This is a genomic window from Streptomyces sp. NPDC001709, from assembly GCF_053596375.1.
The window spans coordinates 333,841-356,633 of the sequence record NZ_JBSFGB010000006.1 but is presented as its reverse complement, the minus strand read 5'-3'; the positions used below and the strand labels follow the sequence as shown (position 1 = coordinate 356,633).

Genomic DNA, 22,793 nt, shown 5'->3' with positions numbered 1-22,793 from the left:
ACCGGCGATATGGGGCTCGCTACTTCTTGGAGCCGGCAGCAGCCTTGCCGAAGCGGGCCTCGAAGCGGGCCACACGGCCACCGGTGTCGAGGATCTTCTGCTTGCCCGTGTAGAACGGGTGGCACTCGGAGCAGACCTCGGCCCGGATGGTGCCGGACTCGATGGTGCTACGGGTGGTGAACGACGCGCCGCAGGTGCAGCTGACCTGCGTCTCGACGTACGCGGGGTGGATGTCGCGCTTCAAGGTGTCTCCTAGTTTTCGGGAGGGCGCCGGGTCGCCGCCGCGGGGTGCGGGAGCGTGAACCGGAGCCGACGTACCAGTCTGCCAGGACTGGGGCCATCCACCCAAACCGGGGGTGCGGTTGTTCTATTCCTGCGGGCGCGTGCGGGCGCGCGGTGGGTTCTCGCGCAGGCCCCCGCGCCCCTCAGCCGGTCACCACGCCCTTGGCTTCACCGGTGGCCGTACCCTTCGTGGCCGACTTCGGGATCGGGCGGTCGTTCCTCAGCGCATCCCAGACCAGCTGGGCCTTGGACTTGGCCATGATCACCCGGTTGGGGTCGACCGGGTCGTACTGGACCGGCATGGTGATCATGGTCATGTTCTTGGCGCCGATGCCCTTGAGGCCGTCCGCGAAGTCGATGAGGGAGTTGACCGAGCCGAGGTCGGAGTCGGTGGTGACCGTCTTGGTGGCGGTGTCGGCGAGGTCGTAGAGCCTCTTGGGGCTGCTGAAGATTCCGACGTGCTTGACCTGGTTGAGCAGGGCCTTGACGAAGGCCTGCTGGAGCTGGATGCGGCCCAGGTCGGAGCCGTCGCCCACGCCGTGCCGGGTGCGGACCAGGCCGAGGGCCTGCTGTCCGTTCAGGGTGTGGGTGCCGGCCTGGAGGGTCAGGTGGCTCTGCGGGTCGTTGATGTTCTTCGTCGTGGTGACGGGGACCCCGCCGAGGTCGTCGATGAGCCTCTGGAAGCCCGCGAAGTCGACCTCCAGATAGTGGTCCATGCGGATGCCGGTGATCGACTCGACGGTCTTCACCGCGCAGGCCGCGCCGCCGGTGCCGTAGGACTCGTTGAACATCACGCCGGTCGCGGCCGGGTGCGCGGTGCCCTTGGTGTCGGTGCAGGCCGGGCGGTCGATCAGGGTGTCCCGGGGGATGGAGACCACGCTGGCCTTCTTGTGGCCCTCGTAGACGTGGACGATCATCGCCGTGTCGGAGCGGGCGCTGCCGTCGTCGATGCCGCCGCCGAGCTTCTTGTTGGAGCCGGAGCGGGTGTCCGAGCCGAGGACCAGGATGTTCTCGGAGCCGTTGTCGACCTTCGAGGGCCGGTCGTTGCCGAGGGCCTGGTCGATGTCGACGCTCTTGATGTTGCCGTTGAGCTTGAGGTACACGTACCCGACGCCGGCACCGCCCAGCACGACCACGCCCGCGAGAGTCCAGGCCGTGACGCGCAGGGCCTTACGGCCCTTGCTGGGAGCCTTGCGGCGGCGGCCCCTGCCGCCCTTGCGGGGGCCGGTCTCGCCCGGCTCGGCTATGACGGGCTCCGGCGTGCTCTCGGCGGACACATCGCTCCTAGGTCTCGTCGGTGTCGGCTACCCCCTGCTTTCAGGGTCAGGCGCGGTCAGTACCGCTCCATCGTCGCTCCGCATGGTCAGACGGAGAAACTCGGGACAGAGTTGCACAACGCTAAGTGCCCATCGCGTACGGCGATGGGCACTCCGTGTAGTCATCCGGGGCGGGCGCACCCCTCTCACCTGGGGTTTCAGGCCGCGAGGTCGTACTACTGGAAACCGGTGCCAAACGAGATTCTTGTGGCAAAGATCTCGCTTACGGGCTTTCCGGTACGACGAAAGGGCCGCCCCTCGTCACTGCTGGACGAGGGGCGGCCCTTTCGACCACAGTCACCTCAACGGCGCTCAGTCACCGTTACCCGGAGCCGGCGTCGTCTTCTGAATCTGCATCAGGAACTCGACGTTCGACTTGGTCTGCTTCATCTTGTCGAGGAGCAGCTCGATCGCCTGCTGCTGGTCGAGGGCGTGCAGCACCCGGCGCAGCTTCCAGACGATGCCCAGCTCCTCGGCACCGAGCAGGATCTCTTCCTTACGGGTACCGGACGCGTCCACGTCCACCGCCGGGAAGATGCGCTTGTCGGCGAGCTTCCGGTCGAGCTTGAGCTCCATGTTGCCGGTGCCCTTGAACTCCTCGAAGATCACCTCGTCCATGCGGGACCCGGTGTCCACGAGAGCCGTGGCCAGGATGGTCAGCGAGCCGCCGTCCTCGATGTTGCGCGCCGCACCGAAGAACCGCTTCGGCGGGTACAGCGCGGTCGAGTCGACACCACCGGACAGGATGCGGCCGGAGGCCGGCGCCGCCAGGTTGTAGGCGCGGCCCAGACGCGTGATGGAGTCCAGCAGCACGACCACGTCGTGGCCCAGCTCCACCAGCCGCTTGGCGCGCTCGATGGCCAGCTCGGCGACCGTGGTGTGGTCCTCGGCCGGGCGGTCGAAGGTCGAGGAGATGACCTCGCCCTTGACCGACCGCTGCATGTCGGTGACCTCTTCCGGACGCTCGTCGACGAGGACGACCATCAGGTGGCACTCGGGGTTGTTGTGCGTGATCGCGTTGGCGATCGCCTGCATGATCATGGTCTTACCGGTCTTCGGCGGGGCCACGATCAGACCGCGCTGGCCCTTACCGATCGGCGAGACCAGGTCGATGATGCGGGTGGTGAGCACGCCCGGGTCCGTCTCGAGGCGGAGCCGGTCCTGCGGGTAGAGCGGGGTCAGCTTGTTGAACTCCGGGCGGCCACGGCCGTGTTCGGGGGCCATGCCGTTGACGGAGTCGAGGCGGACCAGCGCGTTGAACTTCTCGCGGCGCTCGCCCTCCTTCGGCTGACGGACCGCGCCGGTGACGTGGTCACCCTTGCGCAGGCCGTTCTTGCGGACCTGGGCGAGGGAGACGTACACGTCGTTCGGGCCCGGCAGGTAGCCGGAGGTCCGGATGAAGGCGTAGTTGTCGAGGATGTCCAGGATGCCCGCGACGGGGATCAGGACGTCGTCCTCGGCCAGCTGCGGCTCGGCGATCTCGTCGCGGCCACGGCGGCCACGGCGGTCGCGGTAGCGGCCGCGACGGCCCCGGCGGCCGCCCTCGAAGTCGTCCCCGTCCTCGTCGGCCCGCTGACGGTCCTGGCGGCCGCCCTGCTGCTGGCTCGGCTGCTGACGCTGCTGGCCGCCCTGCTGGTCGTCGCCCTTGCCCCGGCGGTCGCGGTCACGGTCGCGGTCCCGGCCGCGCTCGCGACGGTCGCGGCGGCCACGGCCCTCGCCGTCACCGGCCTCGCCCTGCGGCTGCTGGGCGGGCGTCTCGGCCTTGGGCTCGGTCTTCGCCTCGGCGGCGACCGTCTCGGCGCTGCCCGCGGCGGGGCTGCCCGCCTCGGCGGTGGCACGGCGGCGACGGCGCTCGGTCGGGGCGTCGTCGGAGGCCGGCTGGCCGGGGATCTCGATCTGCTGCTGGGCCACGGCCTTCTCGGCGGGCGCCTCGGTCTTGGCCTCCGCCTTCTTCTCGGCTTCCTCGCCGGTGCGGGCCTTGGAGGTGGCGCGGCGCTTCGGCTTGGTCTCGGTGGCGGCCTCGGCCTTGGGGGCGGCACCCCCGGCGGCCTGCGCCTCCTTGATGACCTCGATCAGCTGGCTCTTGCGCATCCGCGCGGTGCCCCTGATACCGAGGCCCGAGGCGACCTGCTGCAGCTCGGCCAGCACCATGCCCTCGAGGCCGGTACCGCGGCGCCGCCGGGAGCCGGCACCGGTGGCAGGCGCGGAGGCGTCCGTGGCGGGCGCGGCAGCGGTCTCCTCGACACGTGCGCCCATCAGATCGGTGGTGTCGCTCACGAAGGGTCCTTCCCTGGAGCGGACGTCGGCCTGTCTGGCTCGGCGACCGGTTGTGCTGTCCGACTACGGTCCTGTCTTCCGTGAACCGTGCCGGGGCGGTGGTCCGCCAAAGCGGCGGAAGAAATGTGCGGTGATGGCGCTTCCGCGAGCCGTGGCACCCAGTGTCACGTGGCGTGGTAGCACCTGTTCCGAAGCGTGCCCGGCGGCCCGCTCAGTGCCCGCATACGACGTACTGCCCAGGTACGGCACATGGAACACGGAGTGGCGCGGGAGGCTCCCGGAAGAATGTCTGTCCCGGACGGGGACACGAGGCACCTCGCCATGGTGGGGTCGGGTGCAGACTTGAGGTTAACACTACCGGATCCAACAAACATTCCCCCTCTCCAAATCCGGCAACCGTGTGTCAGGTCGCAAGCGGCAGCACGCTCGCTCCCTGGACGTCCAGGTCCAGCCGGTTCGCGGCCCAGCCCGCACCTGCGAGGTGGGCGACCTTGTCGGCGCTCTCGGCGTCGGCCAGGGCCATGACGGTGGGCCCGGCGCCGGAGATGACGGCCGGGATGCCGTCGGCGCGCAGCCGCTCCACCAGCGCGGCGCTCTCCGGCATGGCCGGGGCGCGGTACTCCTGGTGGAGGCGGTCCTCGGTGGCGGGCAGCAGCAGCTCGGGGCGCCGGGTGAGGGCCTCGACGAGCAGGGCGGCACGGCCCGCGTTGGCGGCGGCGTCGACGTGCGGCACGGTGCGCGGCAGCAGGCCGCGCGCGGTCTCGGTCAGGACCGGCTTTCCGGGCACGAAAACCACCGGAACGATGGAATCACTGGCCTCCATCCTGATCGCCCGGGCGGCGCCGGACTCCATCCAGGCGATCGTGAACCCGCCGAGCAGACACGGGGCCACGTTGTCCGGATGGCCCTCGATCTCGGTGGCCAGTTCCAGCAGGGCCGCGTCGTCCAGGCGGGCCTCGCCGCCTATGGTCACCGCACGGGCCGCGACGATGCCGGCGCAGATGGCGGCGGAGGAGGAGCCCAGGCCCCGACCGTGCGGAATGCGGTTGGCGCAGACGATTTCCAGGCCGCGGGGCTGTCCGCCCAGCAGGTCGAAGGCGGTGCGCAGGGAGCGGACGAGGAGGTGAGACTCGTCACGCGGGAGGGTCTCGCTGCCCTCACCCGCGATGTCGATGTGCAGCCCGGAGTCGGCCACCCGGACGACCACGTCGTCGTAGAGCCCCAGCGCGAGGCCGAGGGCGTCGAAGCCCGGGCCGAGATTGGCGCTGGTGGCGGGAACGCGCACCCGGACGGCGGCGGCGCGGAACGCTGGACCGGCCATCGCTCGTTGACTCTCCTTGAGCTGCGTGACTGTCGAAGACATTCGATGACATTCGATACGTACGTGAAGACCCTCATGGCCGCGCAGACGGCACGACGTCGCCCATATGCGCGGGCATATGCGACGGGCGGGTTGAGTACAGCGTATCGAAGGAAGGTTCTGTGGCGACATAGGGCGCACAGGAGGCGCACGATGCGTGTCGTAAGCCCCCTGTGCCCCCTGTCAGGGAAAAACCCGGGTACCGATGCTCGTCGGCGCTCAGGCGAGGCCGAGGCGCTCGGCCGCGGCGGCCGCGTCGACGGGGACGGTGACCGGCTGCGGGGCGCCGGCGACGGCCCAGTCGGGGTCCTTCAGACCGTTGCCGGTGACCGTGCACACGATCGTCTGGCCCGGGTCGACCTTGCCCTGCTCGGCGGCCTTCAGCAGACCGGCCACGGAGGCGGCGGAGGCGGGCTCCACGAAGACGCCCTCCTGCGCGGCCAACAGGCGGTAGGCGCGCAGGATTTCACGGTCCGTCACCTCATCGATGGCGCCGCCCGATTCGTCCCGCGCGGCCAGGGCGTACTGCCAGGAGGCGGGGTTGCCGATGCGGATCGCGGTGGCGATGGTCGAGGGGTCCTTGACCACCTCGCCGCGCACGATCGGCGCGCTGCCGGAGGCCTGGAAGCCCCACATGCGCGGGGTCTTCGAGGAGATGCCGTCGGCGGCGTACTCCTTGTAGCCCTTCCAGTAGGCGGTGATGTTGCCCGCGTTGCCCACCGGCAGAACGTGGATGTCGGGCGCGTCCCCGAGCATGTCCACGATCTCGAAGGAGGCCGTCTTCTGGCCCTCGATACGCACTGGATTGACCGAATTGACCAGCGCCACCGGGTAGTTCTCGCTCAGGTTCCGCGCGAGCGTGAGGCAGTCGTCGAAGTTGCCGTCGACCTGGAGGATCTTCGCGCCGTGCACGAGGGCCTGGCCCATCTTGCCGAGCGCGATCTTGCCCTGCGGCACGAGGACGGCCGAAACCATGCCCGCGCGCACCGCGTACGCGGCCGCCGAGGCGGAGGTGTTGCCGGTGGAGGCACAGATGACGGCCTTGGCCCCCTCCTCCTTCGCCTTGGAGATGGCCATGGTCATGCCGCGGTCCTTGAAGGACCCGGTGGGGTTGGCCCCCTCCACCTTCAGGTGGACCTCGCAGCCCGTGCGCTCGGAGAGCACCTGCGCGGGCACGAGAGGCGTACCGCCCTCGCGGAGCGTTACGACCGGCGTGGTGTCCGATACCGGCAGCCGGTCCCGGTACTCCTCGATGATTCCGCGCCACTGGTGGGTCATTGCTGGTTACTCTCCTTCAACCCGCATGATGCTGGCGACACCCCGCACGGTGTCGAGCTTGCGCAGCGCCTCGACCGTCCCGGACAGGGAGGCGTCGGACGCACGGTGGGTGACGACGACGAGGGAGGCCTCGCCGTCCTTGCCCTGCTGGCGCACCGTATCGATCGACACCCCGTGCTCGGCGAACACGGTCGCGACCTGGGCGAGCACGCCCGGTTTGTCCGCGACGTCGAGGCTGATGTGGTAGCGCGTGACGACGTCGCCCATGGGCGAGACCGGCAGGGCGGCGTACGCCGACTCACCGGGCCCCGTTGCGCCGCCCCGCCGGTTGCGGCAGACGGCGACCAGGTCGCCGAGCACGGCGGAGGCGGTCGGGGAACCGCCGGCGCCGGGGCCGTAGAACATGAGCTGGCCGGCCGCGTCGGACTCCACGAAGACGGCGTTGTACGCGCCGCGCACGGAGGCGAGCGGGTGGCTCAGCGGAATCATGGCGGGGTGCACGCGCGCGGTGACGGACGCCCCGTCCTGAGCCCGCTCGCAGATCGCGAGCAGCTTGATGGTGCAGCCCATCTCCTTGGCCGAACGGAAGTCGGCGGCGGTGACCTCGGCCATGCCCTCGCGGTAGACGTCGTCGAGGCGCACGCGCGTGTGGAAGGCGATCCCGGCGAGGATGGCGGCCTTGGCGGCGGCGTCGAACCCTTCGACGTCGGCGGTCGGGTCGGCCTCGGCGTACCCGAGCGCGGTGGCCTCGTCGAGGGCCTCCTGGTAGCCGGCCCCCGTGGAGTCCATCTTGTCGAGGATGAAGTTGGTGGTGCCGTTGACGATGCCGAGCACCCGGTTGACCTTGTCGCCGGCGAGGGACTCGCGCAGCGGGCGGATCAGCGGGATGGCACCGGCGACGGCGGCCTCGTAGTACAGGTCCCGGCCGTGCTCCTCGGCGGCGGCGTGCAGCGCGGCGCCGTCCTGGGCGAGCAGCGCCTTGTTCGCGGAGACGACGGAGGCCCCGTGCTCGAAGGCGGTGGTGATGAGGGTCCGCGCGGGCTCGATCCCGCCGATGACCTCGACCACCACGTCGATGTCCCCGCGTTTGACGAGGGCGGTGGCGTCGGTGGTGACGAGGCTCGGGTCGATGCCCTCACGGACCTTCGAAGGGCGCCGGACCGCGACCCCCGCCAGCTCCACCGGGGCACCGATGCGCTGGGCGAGGTCGTCGGCGTGCGTCGTCATGATGCGCGCCACCTCTGAGCCGACAACCCCACAGCCCAGCAGCGCCACCTTCAGCGGACGCGTACGCATCATCCGACCTCGTTTCCTCTCACCGTCACGGTTGGACCAGTCTCACTCACCGGACGAGACTTTCTACCCTTCGTCCGGATCCTGAGACTCGTATTTCACTTGTACGAGACCGGAAGACGGAGATCTTCCGGCCCTCCTCGGCCATGCTTCTAGCCGACGTCGAGACGCAGCAGGTCCTCCTCGGTCTCGCGCCGGACGATCACCCGGGCCTCGCCGTCCTTCACGGCCACGACGGGCGGCCGCAGTACATGGTTGTAGTTGCTGGCCATGGACCGGCAGTACGCGCCGGTGGCCGGTACGGCGATCAGGTCGCCCGGCGCCAGGTCGGCGGGCAGGAACGCGTCCTTGACCACGATGTCCCCGCTCTCGCAGTGCTTGCCGACGACGCGCGCGAGCATCGGCTGGGCGTCGCTGGTGCGCGAGACGAGAGCGACGCTGTACTCGGCGTCGTACAGCGCGGTCCGGATGTTGTCGGACATGCCGCCGTCGACGGAGACGTAGGTGCGCAGGCCCTCCAGCGGCTTGACGGTGCCGACCTCGTAGAGCGTGAAGGCGGTCGGGCCGACGATGGCGCGCCCGGGCTCGACGGAGATGCGCGGGGTGCGCAGCCTGGCGGCGTCGCACTCCCGGCTGACGATCTCGGTGAGCGCCTTGGCGATCTCGTGCGGCTCACGCGGATCGTCGTCACTGGTGTACGCGATCCCGAGCCCGCCCCCCAGGTCGATCTCGGGCAGCTCCACGCCGTGCTCGTCGCGAATGTCCTTCAGCAGCCCGACGACACGGTGTGCGGCGACCTCGAAGCCGGACATGTCGAAGATCTGCGACCCGATGTGGGAGTGGATCCCGATGAGCTCGAGCCCGTCGAGCTGAAGGGCCCGCCGCACGGCTTCCGCCGCCTGTCCGCCGGCGAGCGGAATCCCGAACTTCTGATCCTCGTGGGCGGTCGCGATGAACTCATGCGTGTGCGCCTCCACCCCGACGGTGATCCGAATCTGGACCTTCTGCCGCTTGCCGAGGGACTGCGCGATGTGGGCGACGCGCACGATCTCCTGGAAGGAATCGAGCACGATCCGCCCCACACCGGCCTCGATGGCACGACGGATCTCGTCCTCGGACTTGTTGTTGCCGTGGAAGGCGATGCGCTCGGCGGGCATCCCGGCGGAGAGGGCGGTGGCCAGCTCCCCGCCCGAGCACACATCGAGGTTGAGCCCCTCCTCGTGCAGCCACCGCACGACGGCACGGGAGAGGAACGCCTTGCCGGCGTAGAAGACATCGGCATCGGCCCCGAAGGCGGTGCGCCACGCACGCGCGCGTGCCCGGAAGTCGGCCTCGTCGAGGATGTAGGCGGGGGTGCCGAACTCCTCGGCGAGCCGGCTGACATCGACCCCGCCGACGGTGACGACACCGTCGGCGTCGCGTACGACGGTCTGCGCCCAGACCTTCTGGTCCAGGGCGTTGAGGTCGGTGGGCGGCGCGGCGTAGTGCCCCTCGGGCAGGACGTCGGCGTGACGGGGTCCGGCGGGATGGGCGGAACGGCTCATGACGAAGACTCTCAGACTCTCTGTCGCTCTCCGGGCGCTCTCGCGAGGGGCCTCAGAGATGTTCGGGTGCGTCGATGCCGAGCAGGGACAGACCACCGGCCAGCACCGTCCCGGCGGCTTCGGCAAGGGCGAGCCGGGCGCGGTGGGCGGCCGAGGGTTTCTCCTCCCCGCAGGGAAGCACGGAGGGCAGGAAGGGCAACACGGCATCGGCGACGGTGACGAGATGCCGGGCAAGCCGGTCCGGGGCACGGTGGGTGGCGGCCGCGGCGAGGATGCGGGGGTGGTCGGCCAGGGGGGTGAGGAGGTCGCGGAGGGGGATGGGGTGGGTGGTGGCTCCGTTGCCGGGGGGGAGCGGGGCGGGCTCGGGCAGGCGGGCGGCGGCTGCGTTGCCGACGGTGGTGCCGGGGACGGGGGCGCCGGTGGCTTCGTTGCAGGCGCTGGTGCCGGGGTCTGGGGCGAGGGCGAGGGGCCTGGCCTCGGGCTCGGGCTTCGGCTGGGGCTCGGGCTCGGGCTCGGGCTCGGGCTCGGCGGCGAAGCTCAGCCGGGCGGCGGCTCCATCGCCAGCGCTGGTGCCGAGGTCGAGGGGGCCGGGGTCGAGGGGGCCGGGCTCGGCGGCGAAGCCCAGCCGGGCGGCGTTACGGCTGAGGGCGCGGACCCGTGCATGGGCGTACCGCACCCGGAACAGCGGGTTGCTCTCCCGCTGGACCAGGTGATCGGCGGTGATCCGGGGCCGGTCGTGCGGGGCGGGGTGGAGCAGGGCCCACTGGGCGGCGTCGCGGCCGAGCGGGGCGGGGTCCTCGGCCGCGGGCACGGGCCGCAGATTCACGGGCTCGGCATGCTCAACCGTGCCCCGCGCACCCTGCGTGGCGACGATCCGTACGACGGCGTCGGCGATCACCTCGGCCCGGACCTCGTACGGCACCCGCAGCGCGACGACCTGCCCGGCGAGGGCGTCACCGTGCCCGTAGGCGGCACCACGGGCCCGGATCTCCCGGACGAGCCCGGTGACGAGGTCGACGCCCGCGTCGAGGCTGATGTTGAGAAACCCGGGCCCGGTGACGACGACGTCCCGGATGCCGTCGGCTTCGAGGAGCCGGGGCCGCAGAATCTCGGCGACCCGGCGCGGCGACTGCCCGGCCGGCCGGGCGAGCTGCAGGGCGACGTTGGTGGCGTAGTCCCCACATCCCCCGGGCCCCGGCTCGGTCACCACAGCCCGCTCGGGCACGGTCACACTCAGCTCCCCGTCCTCGACAGCACGACGCACCGCGCGCAGCACGGTGCGGGACAGCTCGACGGGGGTCACGGGACAAGCGTAGGGGAGGGAGGGGGTGGGTAGTCGAAGTGGTTCTCAGTGTGGGACGACCTGCCCTGACGGGCCGAGGGCCCCAACCGATCCCTGATCACCCAACCACCGGACGAGACGCCCGTAACCGCCGAACGAGCCCTCACGAACCGCAGGACCGGTTGAGACCCCTGACTACCCCGCTGGATGAGGCCGCGCTAACCACCGGACGAGATCCCACCTGGTACGCCATCGGAGACCCCGCCCGAAACCGGCCCGTCGCCCCCCTCGCCACCCCCATCCGCATCCTCATCCCCATCCCCGTCATCGTCGCCGCTCCCACCCCCGCCTCGGTGTCCTCCCTCTCCCCCATGCCCGTCTCCCCCGTCTTCGCCGTTCCCGCGGTCGATCAGTTGCTTGACGAGCCGTACGAGTTCGGAGGGTTCGAAGGGCTTGGCGAGGAAGGCGTCCACGCCGACGTCGAGGCCGCTGTCGACCTCGTACTGCGTGCAGGCGCTGATGATGGCGAGGGGCAGATGATGGGTGCGGGGATCGGCGCGAAGCCGGGCGGCGGTCCGCAGACCGTCCAGCCGGGGCATGACGACGTCGAGCGTGACGACGTCGGGCCGCACCTGGTGCACCACGTCCAGACACTCGGCACCGTCGGCCGCGGTCACGACCTCGAGCCCTTCCAGCTCGAGATTGACCCTGATCAGCTGCCGGATGACCTTGTTGTCGTCGACAACAAGCACCCGACCCGAAGCGCCTGGCACAACTCGAGAGTAGGTCCGGACCGGCCACCGCGTCCGGGTTTTCCCCACTTCCACCCCGTACAGGGGACCCGCCCCGCCTACGTAGCGAACCGACTCCGCCCACACCGTGGTCCCGTTCTCCCCGCCCAGGGACCCGCCCCTGCCCCAGCCCAGGGAAACGGGTTCCTGATCACCCCGCCGGACCTGCTAGTGTTCTACCCGTCGCCGCGAGCGAAGAGCTCCGCAGCCGACACGCCCCCGTAGCTCAGGGGATAGAGCAACGGCCTCCGGAGCCGTGTGCGCAGGTTCGAATCCTGCCGGGGGCACTTCGCAGGAAGTGCCTAAAGACCCCGCCATCAGCGAGTTCGCTGGGTGCGGGGTCTTGTCGTATGCGCAGGCAGATGTCGCCGAAAGCAGCCGTTTGCCAGTGATCACGGAATGGCGACGTGATGATCTTGAGGGGCCTCTTCGCAGGCCAGACGCCCTTTTCGCGGGGTCCCAAGCAAGGCTCATTATGGACCTGGGCACGCAAACGATCTCGTGATGTTCTACTGCCGTGGATGGTGTTATCTCGGCCGTAATCGCCATTGCGGGCACGTTGTTGGGCTCTGCTGTCACCCACGCGTTTCAGCGCAAAGCGTCCGCACGAGACCAGCTGTTCGCGACTCAACAGCAACTCCGCTCAGACCGGATGACCGTCTACAGCGACTTCGCCGGAGCGCTGACAGAGTTCCGACGCGCGGAACAAGATCGCTGGTATCGCTGGAACGAAGATCCAGACGGCTCCGCGTTCATCGAAGCTCGCAAGGAGGCTTACCGGCTCCGTGGGATTGCCCTCCACGCACTGTTCCGGGTCCAGCTCATAGCCAGCGCGCGGCCGCTGATCGACGCCGCGCAGAACGCCTACGCCCTGACGTCCAAGTTGCACAAGGCAGCCGACAGGGCAGAGGTGAGTGCTCTCGGCCAGCAGGCACGAGAGCTCGTGGAGCAGTTCATCAAGCTCGCTACCTCGGACGTGCAGTAGCTTGGCTTTGATCCAAGCTGGACGCCAGCGCGGGCCGCCGCTTCGATTCCGCGCTGGTCGAGCAGCCCGCGCAGCAGTCCGGCGAACGACACGGGTTAACTGACGCTTGACTCGAAAGCGCCCCCGCGTTGAGACGGTCGGGCCACATGTGCCCGTACGGGGCCAAGCTGTCGCCCGGCGCGCGGTCTGCTCGTCGATTTGCAAGCCGCCCCGCTCCAGCCCGCGTGAGCAGCCCGCACGCCAAGTCCCCGCCTGCGCTGCCGCAGGCGGGGACTCCGCCCTGTGCGTTAGTTCCTCCGGCGACGCCCCTGCGCATAGGGGCCGCGGCGATCATGTTCCCGCCATTCCTCCTCATGGGGGTCACGGTCTTCTCCGCCCGCGCTGTCTCCAGGAGTCGAAATGTGTTCCCCCTTGTTGACCTTGGCCAGCAGCGAGGCAAGGGGATCAGGGGGATCGTCGCTGAAGCGATCGGAGCCGCGCTCGGGCGGCGGCCCCGGCTCCGTCCTGTCGTGACGCGACCGTGACGTACCGCTCATGAGCAGCCCCCTCCAACTCACCGAGATGCACTCGAGATCTTTCCCGGGAAGGTCGCGGGTAACCCGACTTCGACCTTGCCAGTGCTGTGCGATCTTGCCGGAAGCCGACCACCATTGGACGCACTCCAGACCTCAACGTCCGTCCGTACCTGGAGCTTCTTCGCACAAGCTCTACGAGCTGCGACCACCTACGAGTAGTCCGTGGCTCAAGGCGGACGTACAGATCGGACGGCCGATCCCGTGCCAGACACGCGCCAGATCGTGCGGGGAACCACGGGGAACGGCGGGGACCAGGCCGCCGGTCAGTCAGGCCCCGCGCCCGCTCCGCCGCAGTTCAGCCAAGCAGCCCCCCACCCACCGGGAACCCAAGCTTCCCAAGCTCAGGACCGATCGCTGCCGGTATCCTGGGCACTGTGCCGCTAGATCAGGCGTCGGCGGGCGCCTTTCAGCTGAAGTGGGAGCTGGTGGGGCGTGGTTGGGCGAAGTGCCACTTGGCCGATGACTCGCAGAAGGCTTCGCTGGTAGTCAGCTACTGCACGGATGCGTTGGCAGATCTCGTGTCGGCCACGGGTGAGTTGTACCGGCAGCGACGCACAAACCGGTTCTTCTTCGACGCCGAACCGCAGGAACTCCGCTGGGTGCTTCGCGCGGCTGATGAAGCGGTCGGCGTGACCGTCTACACGTTCCCCGATGTCGCGTTGAGCCCAGACCTGCCGGACACCGACGGCACGGTGGTTTGGCAGTCGGCGCATCCGCGTCGTGTGTTTGTCCACGCCGTTCTGGACGCCGCCCAGCACGTGCTCACGGAGCATGGCGAGGCCGGCTATCGCGCCCAGTGGTTGTTCCATCCCTTCCCCATCGGCCTGGTCCAGGACCTCCGCAGGCTGCACCTGCGTGATGACGTCTGCGACCTGCCTCACGACCTGGCCCGCCCCTAGCGACCGCGCGACCGTCTCGGTTTCCGTCTCATTCAGCTACGTTCACGGCCGTTCAGACGAGGCCAGCAGCTGTCTCCTCGCCTCTGTGGTCGGCTGCCCATGAACGCAGGTGAACGTCCCTGTACGACGCTCACCATCCCACCAACACAGTTGGAAAGCCTGCGCCTTCGGTGCCTGACGGTCCCTGAGTACGAGATCTCCTCACACTCGCCCAGGACGGCACACCGGAGGGCGCTCACCTCCACCTGGAGGAGCACGACGGACTCGAAGAGGGCTCCGCAGGCCTGGTCTTGGAGAGACGCGACGGCGAATGACTCGCGCCAGACGCGCGCCAGACGTGTGCCAGATTGTGCGGGGAGCCATGGGGAACAGCGGGGAACCCAGCCGCAGTGCACCCGACGTCTACCCCCCTCCGCCGCAGTTCGGCCGAAGTGAAGCGCGCGAGCTGGATTGTTGGCTCCAACCCTGATAAATGACTTTGTCATGGCCATGAACGCGATTGAACTGCACAGTATCAATCGTTGGGAGGCGTCCTTCCTGCGCGAGGAGGTGGGCGGCTACTTCACCCACGGCATCGAGTGCACGCCAGGCGCGACGGTACTCGACGTGGGCGCCAACATCGGTGTGTTCTCGGCGGCCGTCTATGAGCGGCTCGACGGGGACGTGCGGATCTACGCCTTCGAGCCGGTGCCGCCACTCCACGCGACGCTCGAACGCAATGCCCGCGAATTCTTCAACGGACGTCTGACCGCGCTCCCTTACGGCCTGGCGTCCCATGACGACGAACTCGACTTCAGTTACGTTCCGGCCGCCACGATCTTCTCGTCCTCCTCGCGGGATCAGGGGAACATCGAGGCGGAGCGGCGGCGGGTCACCGCCAGCGTTGTCGAAATGATCCGCCAGGGCGGCCTGGGACCGGTCCTACGCCGCGTACCCACTCCCATCCTCACTCTTCTCGTCAGCCGCAAGCTGCGGGTGATGCGGCGGCTTGAGACACACCGAGTGAAGGTCAGGTCCCTGTCATCAGCGCTCGACGAGCAGGGCATCGACGACATCGACCTGCTCAAGGTCGATGTGGAAGGCGCCGAACTCGATGTACTCAGAGGCATCGAGGAACGGCATTGGCCGCTGGTCCGCCAGGCCGTCGTCGAGGTGGAGCGCTGGCAGCAGAACCGCGACACAGTCTGCGAGGTCCTCCTCACGCACGGCTTCACGGTCAGCACCGAGCAGGACTCGGTGCAACAGGCCGGCGACATCGGCATGGTGTTCGCGGTCAGGCCCTAACCACACGCAGCACCGGCCAGCACCGGCACTCGATTGTCAACGGACTTGCCGATCCGCGAGGCGCAAGGCCCTCCCGAGCCGTCTGCGCAGGTTCGAATCCTGCCCGGGCACCCCGTCGAGTGCCCGTCAGCCGGCGTCCGGCCATTGCTCGGGGGGCGGGGGCGGCTCCGGGTCGTCCCGTTCCGCCTGCCGCGCGTTCTCCCCTCGCAGAGCCGTCAGCCACGGCCAGAGATCCGGAAGTGGTTGTGCCGGGCAGGCCAGGCGGTGCTCGATACGGCACCGCTGGGACTGATCCGGCGGACAGACCCCGTAGACGGTCACCCGTCCATCGGACAGCTCGATCCACCGGTGCTCCGCCGGCACCGTGTGAGCCAGTGGAGCCATGTCCGGTTCCAACATCACCCAGTCATACTCAAGCGTCGCCACCCGGTCTTGTGGTAAGCCGCAGTACGGGCAGCGCGACTGTCCGCTGCCCAGCCGACGCGGCGTCTTCTTCAAAGCCCCCATAGGGCGAGGGTCGGCACCTCGGCGGCTTGTGCGTAGAGCGCGAACCAGACGGGACACCTGGGGCAACCGTGGGCCGATGAAATGGAATACGACGCTGCAGGTGCAACTAGCAACCACCAGCCGAGGAATCGCGGCCGAGACACGCCGAAGCCCCCGGCACGACAGCCACCGGGGCTCTCCGATTCAGGCGAGGGGCCGGCGGACGGGATCGGTGAGCAGTTGCACGGTGACCTGGCCAGGAGTAGCAGTCGGTGCCGTCCAGGAAATCGAGCTCAGGCCCAGCAGGTCGCCGAGGAGGCCAGTTCACTGATGGCCGCCGCTGCCCTTGCCGCAGCCGTTGCCCTTACTGCTGCCGCAACCGCAGCCGTTGCCACTGCCGCCACCGGTACCGGTACCGCTGCCCTCGCTGCTGTTGCTGCTGTTGCTGCTGCTGGCACAACCGCAGCCATTGCCGCAGCCATTGCCGTTGCCGCCCCCATCACCGCCGCCACCGCCGTTACCCTTACCGCTACCGCAGGCGCAGCCGTTGCCGCAGGCGCAGCCGCAACCGCAGCCGTTGCCGTTGCCGCCCCCGTCACCGCCGCCACCGCCGTTGCCCTTGCCGCTACCGCAGGCGCAGCCGTTGCCGTTGGAGCTGCCGTTGCCATTGCCATTGCCGTTGTCGTTGCCGTTGTCGTCGGAGCTGCCGCTGTCGGCCTGGACGCCCGGGGCGGCGACGCTGGTGACGGGGCGTGTCTGCGCCTGGGCGGGAGTGGCGAGCGCGAAGGCGCCAAGGGTGAGCAGTGTGCTTGCGGTGGTGCAGGCCATGTAGCGGCGCATGAGGTTCACATCCGGCTCCTGACGGTGAGCGAGTGGGGCATAAGCGACGTTAGGGGCCCTTCGGCTGCGGCACCTTCCTGAACTGGACCATCCGTGCGCACGGGGGCCGACGCGAAAGAGCCCCGCCGGGGTACGGCCCTTCGCCGTGAGCGGGGTGCGGGTGAACTGGAGTCAGTCCTCGTCCTGGGCGCGCCGGTAGAGCTTGGCGATGTCGTCGTCGAAGTACGCGGCGTAGGAGACATCGTCCTGGTCGCCGCCGCCCTCGTGGCCGCCCAGGACGCCGATGACCGTGCCGGTGTGGCTCTTGGGGTCGTAGTCGGCGAGCCAGGGGCTGCCGCTGGTCCCGTCCTCGAGGTCGGTGCACTGGATGCGCAGCTGGGTATCGCTGAACTTCGTGGTGCGGTTCTGGCACGAGATCGGGGTGTCACGGCTGGTGGGATAGCCGGTGATCTTGACCTTGTTGTCGAAGCCGCGGTCCATGCCGAGGGTGTTGCCGCCCAGGACGTCCTGGATGTCCTTGCCGTCCTTCTGGTCGAGGACGAGGAAGGCGACGTCGAGGTCCTCGTCCTGCGACTTGGCCCAGCGGTCGTCGACGACCACCTTGCTGACCTTCCACAGGCCGGTGGGTTCGTCGCCGTTGCGGTAGTCGGGGGCGAAGACCAGGTCGTTCACCGGCTGTCCGGAGTCGGCGTCGAAGGCGCAGTGGGCCGCGGTGATCAGCATGTTCCGGCCCGGACTCTGCACCACGCTCGCCGTGCAGAAGTGGGCGCCCTGGTCGTCCTTCTCGAAGACCGCGCCGATCCGGGCGTTCTCCTCGGTCCTGCGGGGGGTGTACGCGTGGCCGTCCGCGGCCGGCGCCGTCGCGGAGAAGTCCTGGTCCTGGTCCTGCGGGAACTGGCCCGGCGCGCCGGACTTGCCGAAACCGCTGCGCCCGCTGCTTGCGACCGTATGGGTTTCCTCCGCCGCGTCGCCCACCACTGCGGCTGCCCCGACGATGACCAGTGTCAGGGGCAGGATGGAATTCCTGGCTAGCGAGCGCACAAGGTCATTATCGACGCGGGCCTGGAATTCGGCAGGTGCTCCGCCGGGAGGCTCCCGTCACAATCCACCGTTCGGATCGGCCGTCGGCACCCTGGTCGAGCGTGCCACCCGCTACGTCATGCTCCTGCACCTGCACCTGCCCGGCGACCACGGCGTCGAAAGCGTACGGGACGGGCTGGTCACCACGGTCCAGACCCTGCTCTCCCACCTCCGACGCTCCCTGGCCCGGGGCCAGGGAAGCGAGATGGGCGACCACGGCGCGTTCACCATTCCCGGTCGGCATCGCGGTCTGCTTCCGCGACCCCGTCAGCCCCTGGCAGCGTGGCTCCGACGGCAACACCAGGGAACGCCAGGGAACACCAACAAGGCTGCTGCGCCAGTGAGTTGAGACTCCGAATCCCTCACTCAACGGCACAGGAGTTGCCCGTGGCGGAAACCAACGCCGACACCCCGTCAGTGGCCGCGCTGAAAGTGGCTCACCCTCTCGGATGCGCTCGGCGAGCAACTGGTTGCGGGGGTGTGCATGGTGAGTGCATGAACACTACACCTCACCCCGAGAAGACCGTTTCCCGGATTCCGCGAGTATTCGCGGTGAGTGTCGCCGTGGGCATCGCCTGTGCGGCGGGGCTGGCAACTGCCACAACCGCCGTAGCCGCGACGCCCGCCACGCACGTCGCGACAAAGGCCGCCCCAGCCGGCCACGGCGGCGGTGGCGGCGGCGAAGAAAACCAGTGCGGCAACGGCCTCCTCCCCATCCTCAACTTCTGCAACTGACGGACAGCCGACGGAAGTTCCTGCCGACCAACCACACAACCGCACATGGAAGAAGTCCACTCACCCGCCCCCAGGGCGGTCAGGAACAGGGACGGGATCCCTCTCCCTGACCGCCCTGCCGACCACAACCGAAGACCTGCGCCCACTCGCCCCGGATGCCTCCGGGGCTCCTGGCATTTCAGGGGTGTCCAGCGGCTCCGCCTATTGAGGGGGAGGGGCCGGCCGCAGCTTTATGGAGCGGTCTGGTACGTCACGGTCGTACCGGGGCACGCCTCCGCGAGTTGGTTGAGCGCTTCGAGTTCGACGGCGTCGGCGGTGAGTCCCCAGCGGAGTTTGGTTCCGACCCATTCCGAGATGTACCGGCACGTGACTTCGGGGGTCGGCGGCAGCCACTCTGCCGGGTCCTGGTCGGCCTTGCTGCGGTTCGCGGCTGCCGAGACGGCGACGAGGGAGGTCGGGGCGTCGAGGTCGTTGGCGTAGGCCTCGCGCCGCGCCGCGGTCCATTGCGACGCCCCGGAGTCCCAGGCTTCGGCCAGCGGCACCATGTGGTCGACGTCCAGGGCGGCGGCTGAGGTGATCCATTTGGAGTCGTAGTACGACCACCAACGCCCTCCGGACAGCTTGCAGCCCGGGAGGACCTGGGGAGGGTCGACCGCCTCGGAGAGAAGCACCTCGGCTCGGGTGTTGCAGCCGTCGTTCGGGTTCTTGCCCGCGTTCCAGTGCTTGAAGCTCGTGCGCTGATAGCCGGCCCGCACCTCCGCAGCGACCGGGAGTGCGTGGACCGCCGCCGCGACAGGGATGGTGGACACCGCCGCGGAGCGGTCCTGTGCTTGGGCCGGTGTGGGTGCCGCGACGGGCACGACGAGAAGTGCGACCGCGCAGGCGGCCCACTTGAGGTTCTTGATCACGTCAAACAGAGTTGACCGCAAGTACCTCGTTCGAGGGGTTCGACTCGAATGGATGAGCCATATGGATGCGTCAGTTCACCGGACAGGTGTGCCCATGATCACCTGATGGGGGAAGGCAGTGTCCGGCAAGGAGGAGACGACCGCAGCACGAGTGACTAGTGCGGGGGTGCTGCACCCTCTGTCGCGGCGATCGTTTCGCGCAGCAGGTCGCGGGCCGCGGCCAGGTCGGCCGCGCGGCGGTCCAAGGCGCTCAACTGGGCCCGCAGGCGGTCCAGGACGCCAGGGCAGGGACGCAGAGTGGCGCCGTCGACGGCGCACGGGAGGACCTGGCGGATGACCCGTGTGGGAAGGCCGGCGGCGAGCAATCCGCGTATCCGCCGGACGGTCTCCACCGTCTCGTCGGCGTATTCGCGATAGCCGTTGGCACGCCGCTCCGACCGGATGAGCTCGACGCGCTCGTAGTAACGCAAGAGGCGTTCACTGACTCCGGTACGGCGTGACAGCTCACCGATCAGCACGCTCTCCTCCTTCGGCTTGACCTTCCAACGGTGTCAGGGAGCAACTCTGGCCCGGTCGGCCGCATTCCTGGCCGGCCACTTTCGCTCGGGGAGAGACGCATGATCATCGACGCGCACAGCCATGTCCACGATCCGGTCGAGGACCACATCATGCTGTTGGACGACGCCGGGGTGGACCGGGCGGTGCTCTTCGGCACCCGGCCGCACCCGGAACGTGCCACCGGCCTTGAGTCGCTGCGCCGCGAGATGGCCGTACTGCACGAGGCGGTGGGCGGCCGGGCCACCGGAATCGAGGGGTACCGGACCGCATGGCGGGAACTGGACATGGCGCTCGCCGCCCACCCGGACCGTTTCATCGGCTTCAGGAGCGTGCCACTCGACCTGGCTCCGCATCGGATCGCCGAACTGGTCGACCGGGACGTGGTCGGTCGCGGCCTGCGGGGAATCGGGGAGCTGACGCCGCCGCCCGGCCGGGCGGACCTCGTGGAGCCCGTGATGCGGGCGGCGGCGGACCACAGCGGGCTGCCCGTGGTCATCCACGGAGCCGCGCCCACCACGGCGGAAGACCTGCGGACCCTGGCCCGACTCGCGACCGCGTATCCGTCCGTACCTCTGGTCATCAGCCAGCTCGGGGGCCTGCACTGGATGGACGCGATCGAGCTGGTCCGGGACACGCCCAGCATGTTCCTGGAGCTGTCCACAGCCAACGTGATCTTCGCCGTTCGGCTGGCCATCCAGGAGGTACCGGACCGCACCCTGTTCGGCTCGGACGCCCCGTACGGCGACCCGGCGCTCGCCCGCGCGACCGTCGAGCGCGTCACCAGCCCGGGTGAGCTACGCGACCAGGTGCTGGGAGGAACAGCAGCCCGGCTTCTCGGGCTCACCTGACACAGGCGTCTACGGGGGGGTGGTGGCTGCGGCCCCTGGGGGCCCGGGGAACTGTGCCACCAGCCCCCGCGTACCCGCGGCCGCCAGACCACCGCGCGCCCCGAAACCCCCCTCAAGACCCCGCTCAAGCCGTCCGCCTCCGCGACGCCGTCTTCTTTGCTGCCGTCTTTTTCACCGCGCTCTTGGCCGTACTCTTCGCCGTACTCTTCGAAGCCGCCGCCTTCTTCGCTCCCGTCCCCGCCCCCGCTCCCGCCCCCTGAGCCGTCCTGGACGTCGACTTCCGGGCCGGTTCGGCTTTCTTCGTGGCGGCCGCCTTCTTCGCCGTGGAGGTCGACTTCTTGCCCCCGGCGGCCTTGGGCGCAGCCCTCCGCGGCAGTGGTCTGACCTCGGCCTCGGCGCCGGAGGGCGCCTCGCGGGACTCCCGGGCCGCCCGCACGCTGTTCTCCAGGGCCGCCATCAGGTCCAGCACCTTGCCCCCGGCTGCCGGCGCCGGCGCCTCCGGTGGGGCCTCGCCGGCGGCCTTCGCGGCGATGACCTCCTCCAGCGCCTCCTGGTACTCGTCGTGCAGGTCCTCCAGCTCGACCTCGCCGAGGGTGTCCATCAGGGCGTCCGCGAGGTCGAGTTCCTTGTCGCGGATGGTGACGGAGACGTCAGGGGCCATGCCCTCCGGGGCGCGGACCTCGTCCGGCCACAGCAGGCCGTGCATGGCGATGGCGTCGCCGACCACCCGCAGCATGCCGAGCCGCTCCCGCCCGCGCAGCGCGTACTTGGCGATGGCGACCTTGTTGCTGCGCTTGAGGGCCTCGCGCAACAACGTGTACGGCTTCGCGGCCGGGGCACCGGACGCGGCCAGGTAGTACGCCGCTCCCATCTGCAGCGGGTCGATCCGGTCGGCCGGCACGAAGGCCACGATCTCGATCGTGCGGGCGGTCGGAATCGGCAGGTGGGAGAGCTCGTCGTCGCTGATCGGGATGATCGTGCCGTCCGCGTCCTCGTACCCCTTGCCGATCTCCGTGCCGCTGACCTCGCGGTCCTCCAGCTCGCAGAACTTGCGGTAGCGGATGCGGCCGCCGTCCTCGGTGTGGATCTGGCGGAAGGAGATCGCATGGCTCTCCGTGGCGTTCACCAGTTTGATCGGGATGCTGACGAGCCCGAAGGAAATCGCGCCGTTCCATATGGATCGCACGTGCCGCACCCTTCCCTAGCCCGATTCCAGCGCTTTCAGCTGTTTGTCTGGGATTGTCATCGTATGACGCCTATCACAGAGGTGGAGGGGCGGCGGGTCGCCCTCAGCAACCTGGAGAAGGTGCTGTATCCGGAGACCGGCTTCACCAAGGCGGAGCTGGTGCACTACTACGCCACCAGCGCCGATGTGCTGCTGCCGCATCTGCGCGACCGGGCCGTGTCCTTCCTGCGCTACCCGGACGGCCCGGAGGGGCAGGTGTTCTTCACCAAGAACGTTCCGCCGGGTACGCCCGAGTGGGTCACGACCGCCGAGGTGCCCAGGTCGTCGGCGGAGAGTCCGGCCCGGATGGTCGTCGTACAGGATCTGGCGAGCCTGGTGTGGGCGGCGAATCTCGTCACCGAGTTCCACACCCACCAGTGGCTGGTGCGGACGCCGGACGAGGCCGACCGGCTGGTCTTCGATCTCGACCCCGGCGCGCCCGCGACCATCGTGCACTGCTGCGAGGTGGCCCTGTGGCTGCGCGAGCGGCTCGCGGCGGACGGCATCGAGGCGTACCCGAAGACGGCCGGGTCGAAGGGGCTGCATCTGCTGGCCCCGGTCCGCGGCTCGTCCTCCGAGCGGACGAGTGAGTATGCGAAGGCGCTCGCGGTGGAGGCCGAGCGGGCCATGCCGCGGCTGGTGGTGCACCGGATGACGAAGAGCCTCAGGCCGGGGAAGGTGTTCGTCGACTGGAGCCAGAACGCCGCCCGCAAGACCACGGCCACGCCCTACACCCTGCGCGCCCGCCGCACCCCGCTCGTCTCCGCGCCCGTGACCTGGGAGGAGGTCGCCGACTGCCGCAACCCCGCGCAGCTGGAGTTCCAGGCGGGTGACATCGCGCCGCGGCTGCAGGACCTCGGGGACCTCAGCGCGCCCCTGCTGGACCCGGAGACAGCAGCCTCCCTTCCCTGATCAATCCCCTGGTCAAGCCCCAGATCAATCCCCTG

21 protein-coding genes, 1 tRNA gene and 2 pseudogenes are annotated in these 22,793 nt (G+C 69.4%); 9 read left to right on the top strand and 15 right to left on the bottom strand.

Annotated features, from left to right (window positions below):
- Positions 1-19: 19 nt before the first annotated feature.
- The 9 genes from rpmE to ACWC0C_RS12410 form a co-directional block, all read right to left on the bottom strand.
- A complete protein-coding gene (rpmE, locus tag ACWC0C_RS12450) occupies positions 20-244 on the bottom strand; it encodes a 50S ribosomal protein L31 (protein ID WP_014675000.1) in 225 nt (74 codons plus the stop codon).
- A 181-nt stretch (positions 245-425) separates the two neighbouring features.
- Entirely contained in the window at positions 426-1,559 is a 1,134-nt protein-coding gene (locus tag ACWC0C_RS12445) for an LCP family protein (RefSeq protein ID WP_450863605.1), read from the bottom strand.
- Between the two features lie 351 nt (positions 1,560-1,910).
- Positions 1,911-3,875 carry a transcription termination factor Rho gene (gene rho, locus ACWC0C_RS12440; protein WP_450863603.1) on the bottom strand — a complete coding sequence of 655 codons (1,965 nt, stop codon included), beginning with the start codon at positions 3,873-3,875 and terminating at the stop codon, positions 1,911-1,913.
- A gap of 403 nt (positions 3,876-4,278) precedes the next feature.
- On the bottom strand, positions 4,279-5,196 hold the full coding sequence (gene thrB / locus ACWC0C_RS12435; protein ID WP_449197240.1) for a homoserine kinase: 918 nt from the start codon (positions 5,194-5,196) through the stop codon (positions 4,279-4,281).
- A 258-nt stretch (positions 5,197-5,454) separates the two neighbouring features.
- Positions 5,455-6,513, bottom strand: coding sequence for a threonine synthase (thrC, locus tag ACWC0C_RS12430; RefSeq protein WP_449197241.1), 1,059 nt, complete (start codon positions 6,511-6,513; stop codon positions 5,455-5,457).
- Between the two features lie 6 nt (positions 6,514-6,519).
- Positions 6,520-7,809, bottom strand: coding sequence for a homoserine dehydrogenase (locus tag ACWC0C_RS12425; RefSeq protein ID WP_449197335.1), 1,290 nt, complete (start codon positions 7,807-7,809; stop codon positions 6,520-6,522).
- A gap of 149 nt (positions 7,810-7,958) precedes the next feature.
- Entirely contained in the window at positions 7,959-9,350 is a 1,392-nt protein-coding gene (gene lysA, locus ACWC0C_RS12420; protein WP_450863601.1) for a diaminopimelate decarboxylase, read from the bottom strand.
- A 52-nt stretch (positions 9,351-9,402) separates the two neighbouring features.
- Positions 9,403-10,653: an ArgS-related anticodon-binding protein NrtL gene (nrtL, locus tag ACWC0C_RS12415; RefSeq protein WP_450863600.1), complete on the bottom strand. Its 1,251-nt coding sequence runs from the start codon at positions 10,651-10,653 to the stop codon at positions 9,403-9,405.
- Positions 10,654-10,850: 197 nt separating this feature from the next.
- Positions 10,851-11,405: a response regulator gene (locus ACWC0C_RS12410; protein ID WP_450863598.1), complete on the bottom strand. Its 555-nt coding sequence runs from the start codon at positions 11,403-11,405 to the stop codon at positions 10,851-10,853.
- 233 nt (positions 11,406-11,638) lie between these two features.
- On the opposite strand from ACWC0C_RS12410, the gene ACWC0C_RS12405 reads away from it, so the two are divergent.
- The 5 genes and pseudogenes from ACWC0C_RS12405 (at position 11,639) to ACWC0C_RS12385 (ending at position 15,166) form a co-directional block, all read left to right on the top strand.
- Positions 11,639-11,710 (top strand) — tRNA-Arg (locus ACWC0C_RS12405).
- 230 nt (positions 11,711-11,940) lie between these two features.
- On the top strand, positions 11,941-12,408 hold the full coding sequence (locus tag ACWC0C_RS12400) for a hypothetical protein (protein WP_450863597.1): 468 nt from the start codon (positions 11,941-11,943) through the stop codon (positions 12,406-12,408).
- A gap of 949 nt (positions 12,409-13,357) precedes the next feature.
- Positions 13,358-13,882, top strand: coding sequence for a hypothetical protein (locus ACWC0C_RS12395; RefSeq protein ID WP_450863596.1), 525 nt, complete (start codon positions 13,358-13,360; stop codon positions 13,880-13,882).
- Positions 13,883-14,088: 206 nt separating this feature from the next.
- Positions 14,089-14,196 (top strand): annotated as a pseudogene (locus ACWC0C_RS12390) (Imm32 family immunity protein); the annotation flags it as partial.
- Between the two features lie 169 nt (positions 14,197-14,365).
- Positions 14,366-15,166 (top strand): FkbM family methyltransferase, encoded by an 801-nt coding sequence (locus tag ACWC0C_RS12385; RefSeq protein WP_450863594.1) that lies wholly within the window; start codon positions 14,366-14,368, stop codon positions 15,164-15,166.
- 126 nt (positions 15,167-15,292) lie between these two features.
- Here ACWC0C_RS12385 and ACWC0C_RS12380 read toward each other — a convergent pair whose 3' ends face one another.
- The 3 genes from ACWC0C_RS12380 to ACWC0C_RS12370 form a co-directional block, all read right to left on the bottom strand.
- Complete coding sequence (locus ACWC0C_RS12380; RefSeq protein WP_450863593.1) at positions 15,293-15,673, bottom strand: DUF6083 domain-containing protein; 381 nt, start codon at positions 15,671-15,673, stop codon at positions 15,293-15,295.
- 303 nt (positions 15,674-15,976) lie between these two features.
- Positions 15,977-16,501 (bottom strand): hypothetical protein, encoded by a 525-nt coding sequence (locus ACWC0C_RS12375; RefSeq protein ID WP_450863591.1) that lies wholly within the window; start codon positions 16,499-16,501, stop codon positions 15,977-15,979.
- Between the two features lie 162 nt (positions 16,502-16,663).
- Entirely contained in the window at positions 16,664-17,533 is an 870-nt protein-coding gene (locus tag ACWC0C_RS12370; RefSeq protein ID WP_450863589.1) for a trypsin-like serine peptidase, read from the bottom strand.
- 76 nt (positions 17,534-17,609) lie between these two features.
- On the opposite strand from ACWC0C_RS12370, the pseudogene ACWC0C_RS12365 reads away from it, so the two are divergent.
- Positions 17,610-17,874 (top strand): annotated as a pseudogene (locus tag ACWC0C_RS12365) (transposase); the annotation flags it as partial.
- Between the two features lie 193 nt (positions 17,875-18,067).
- Positions 18,068-18,307 carry a hypothetical protein gene (locus ACWC0C_RS12360; RefSeq protein ID WP_449197339.1) on the top strand — a complete coding sequence of 80 codons (240 nt, stop codon included), beginning with the start codon at positions 18,068-18,070 and terminating at the stop codon, positions 18,305-18,307.
- Positions 18,308-18,537: 230 nt separating this feature from the next.
- Here ACWC0C_RS12360 and ACWC0C_RS12355 read toward each other — a convergent pair whose 3' ends face one another.
- Both ACWC0C_RS12355 and ACWC0C_RS12350 read right to left on the bottom strand, forming a co-directional pair.
- The gene (locus ACWC0C_RS12355; RefSeq protein WP_449197253.1) at positions 18,538-19,215 is read right to left on the bottom strand and encodes an HNH endonuclease family protein; all 678 of its coding nucleotides are present in this window, start codon (positions 19,213-19,215) and stop codon (positions 18,538-18,540) included.
- 155 nt (positions 19,216-19,370) lie between these two features.
- Positions 19,371-19,733 (bottom strand): MerR family transcriptional regulator, encoded by a 363-nt coding sequence (locus tag ACWC0C_RS12350; protein ID WP_450863586.1) that lies wholly within the window; start codon positions 19,731-19,733, stop codon positions 19,371-19,373.
- 99 nt (positions 19,734-19,832) lie between these two features.
- Between ACWC0C_RS12350 and ACWC0C_RS12345 the strand changes: the two genes are divergently transcribed.
- Positions 19,833-20,621, top strand: a complete 789-nt coding sequence (locus ACWC0C_RS12345; RefSeq protein WP_450863585.1) for an amidohydrolase family protein — start codon at positions 19,833-19,835, stop codon at positions 20,619-20,621.
- A 124-nt stretch (positions 20,622-20,745) separates the two neighbouring features.
- Here ACWC0C_RS12345 and ku read toward each other — a convergent pair whose 3' ends face one another.
- Entirely contained in the window at positions 20,746-21,807 is a 1,062-nt protein-coding gene (gene ku, locus ACWC0C_RS12340) for a non-homologous end joining protein Ku (RefSeq protein WP_450863583.1), read from the bottom strand.
- A 63-nt stretch (positions 21,808-21,870) separates the two neighbouring features.
- Here ku and ligD point away from each other — a divergent pair, with 63 nt between their 5' ends.
- Complete coding sequence (gene ligD, locus ACWC0C_RS12335) at positions 21,871-22,758, top strand: non-homologous end-joining DNA ligase (protein ID WP_449197257.1); 888 nt, start codon at positions 21,871-21,873, stop codon at positions 22,756-22,758.
- The last annotated feature ends 35 nt before the right edge of the window (positions 22,759-22,793 follow it).

Bases quoted from the DNA above. Each gene is read 5' to 3' on its own strand.
- thrC (WP_449197241.1), bottom strand. From the start codon at position 6,513: ATGACCCACCAGTGGCGCGGAATCATCGAGGAGTACCGGGACCGGCTG.
- ligD (WP_449197257.1), top strand. From the start codon at position 21,871: ATGACGCCTATCACAGAGGTGGAGGGGCGGCGGGTCGCCCTCAGCAAC.
- ACWC0C_RS12380 (WP_450863593.1), bottom strand. From the start codon at position 15,673: ATGGGGGCTTTGAAGAAGACGCCGCGTCGGCTGGGCAGCGGACAGTCG.
- lysA (WP_450863601.1), bottom strand. From the start codon at position 9,350: ATGAGCCGTTCCGCCCATCCCGCCGGACCCCGTCACGCCGACGTCCTG.
- ACWC0C_RS12425 (WP_449197335.1), bottom strand. From the start codon at position 7,809: ATGCGTACGCGTCCGCTGAAGGTGGCGCTGCTGGGCTGTGGGGTTGTC.
- ACWC0C_RS12345 (WP_450863585.1), top strand. From the start codon at position 19,833: ATGATCATCGACGCGCACAGCCATGTCCACGATCCGGTCGAGGACCAC.
- ACWC0C_RS12360 (WP_449197339.1), top strand. From the start codon at position 18,068: ATGAACACTACACCTCACCCCGAGAAGACCGTTTCCCGGATTCCGCGA.
- ACWC0C_RS12385 (WP_450863594.1), top strand. From the start codon at position 14,366: ATGGCCATGAACGCGATTGAACTGCACAGTATCAATCGTTGGGAGGCG.
- thrB (WP_449197240.1), bottom strand. From the start codon at position 5,196: ATGGCCGGTCCAGCGTTCCGCGCCGCCGCCGTCCGGGTGCGCGTTCCC.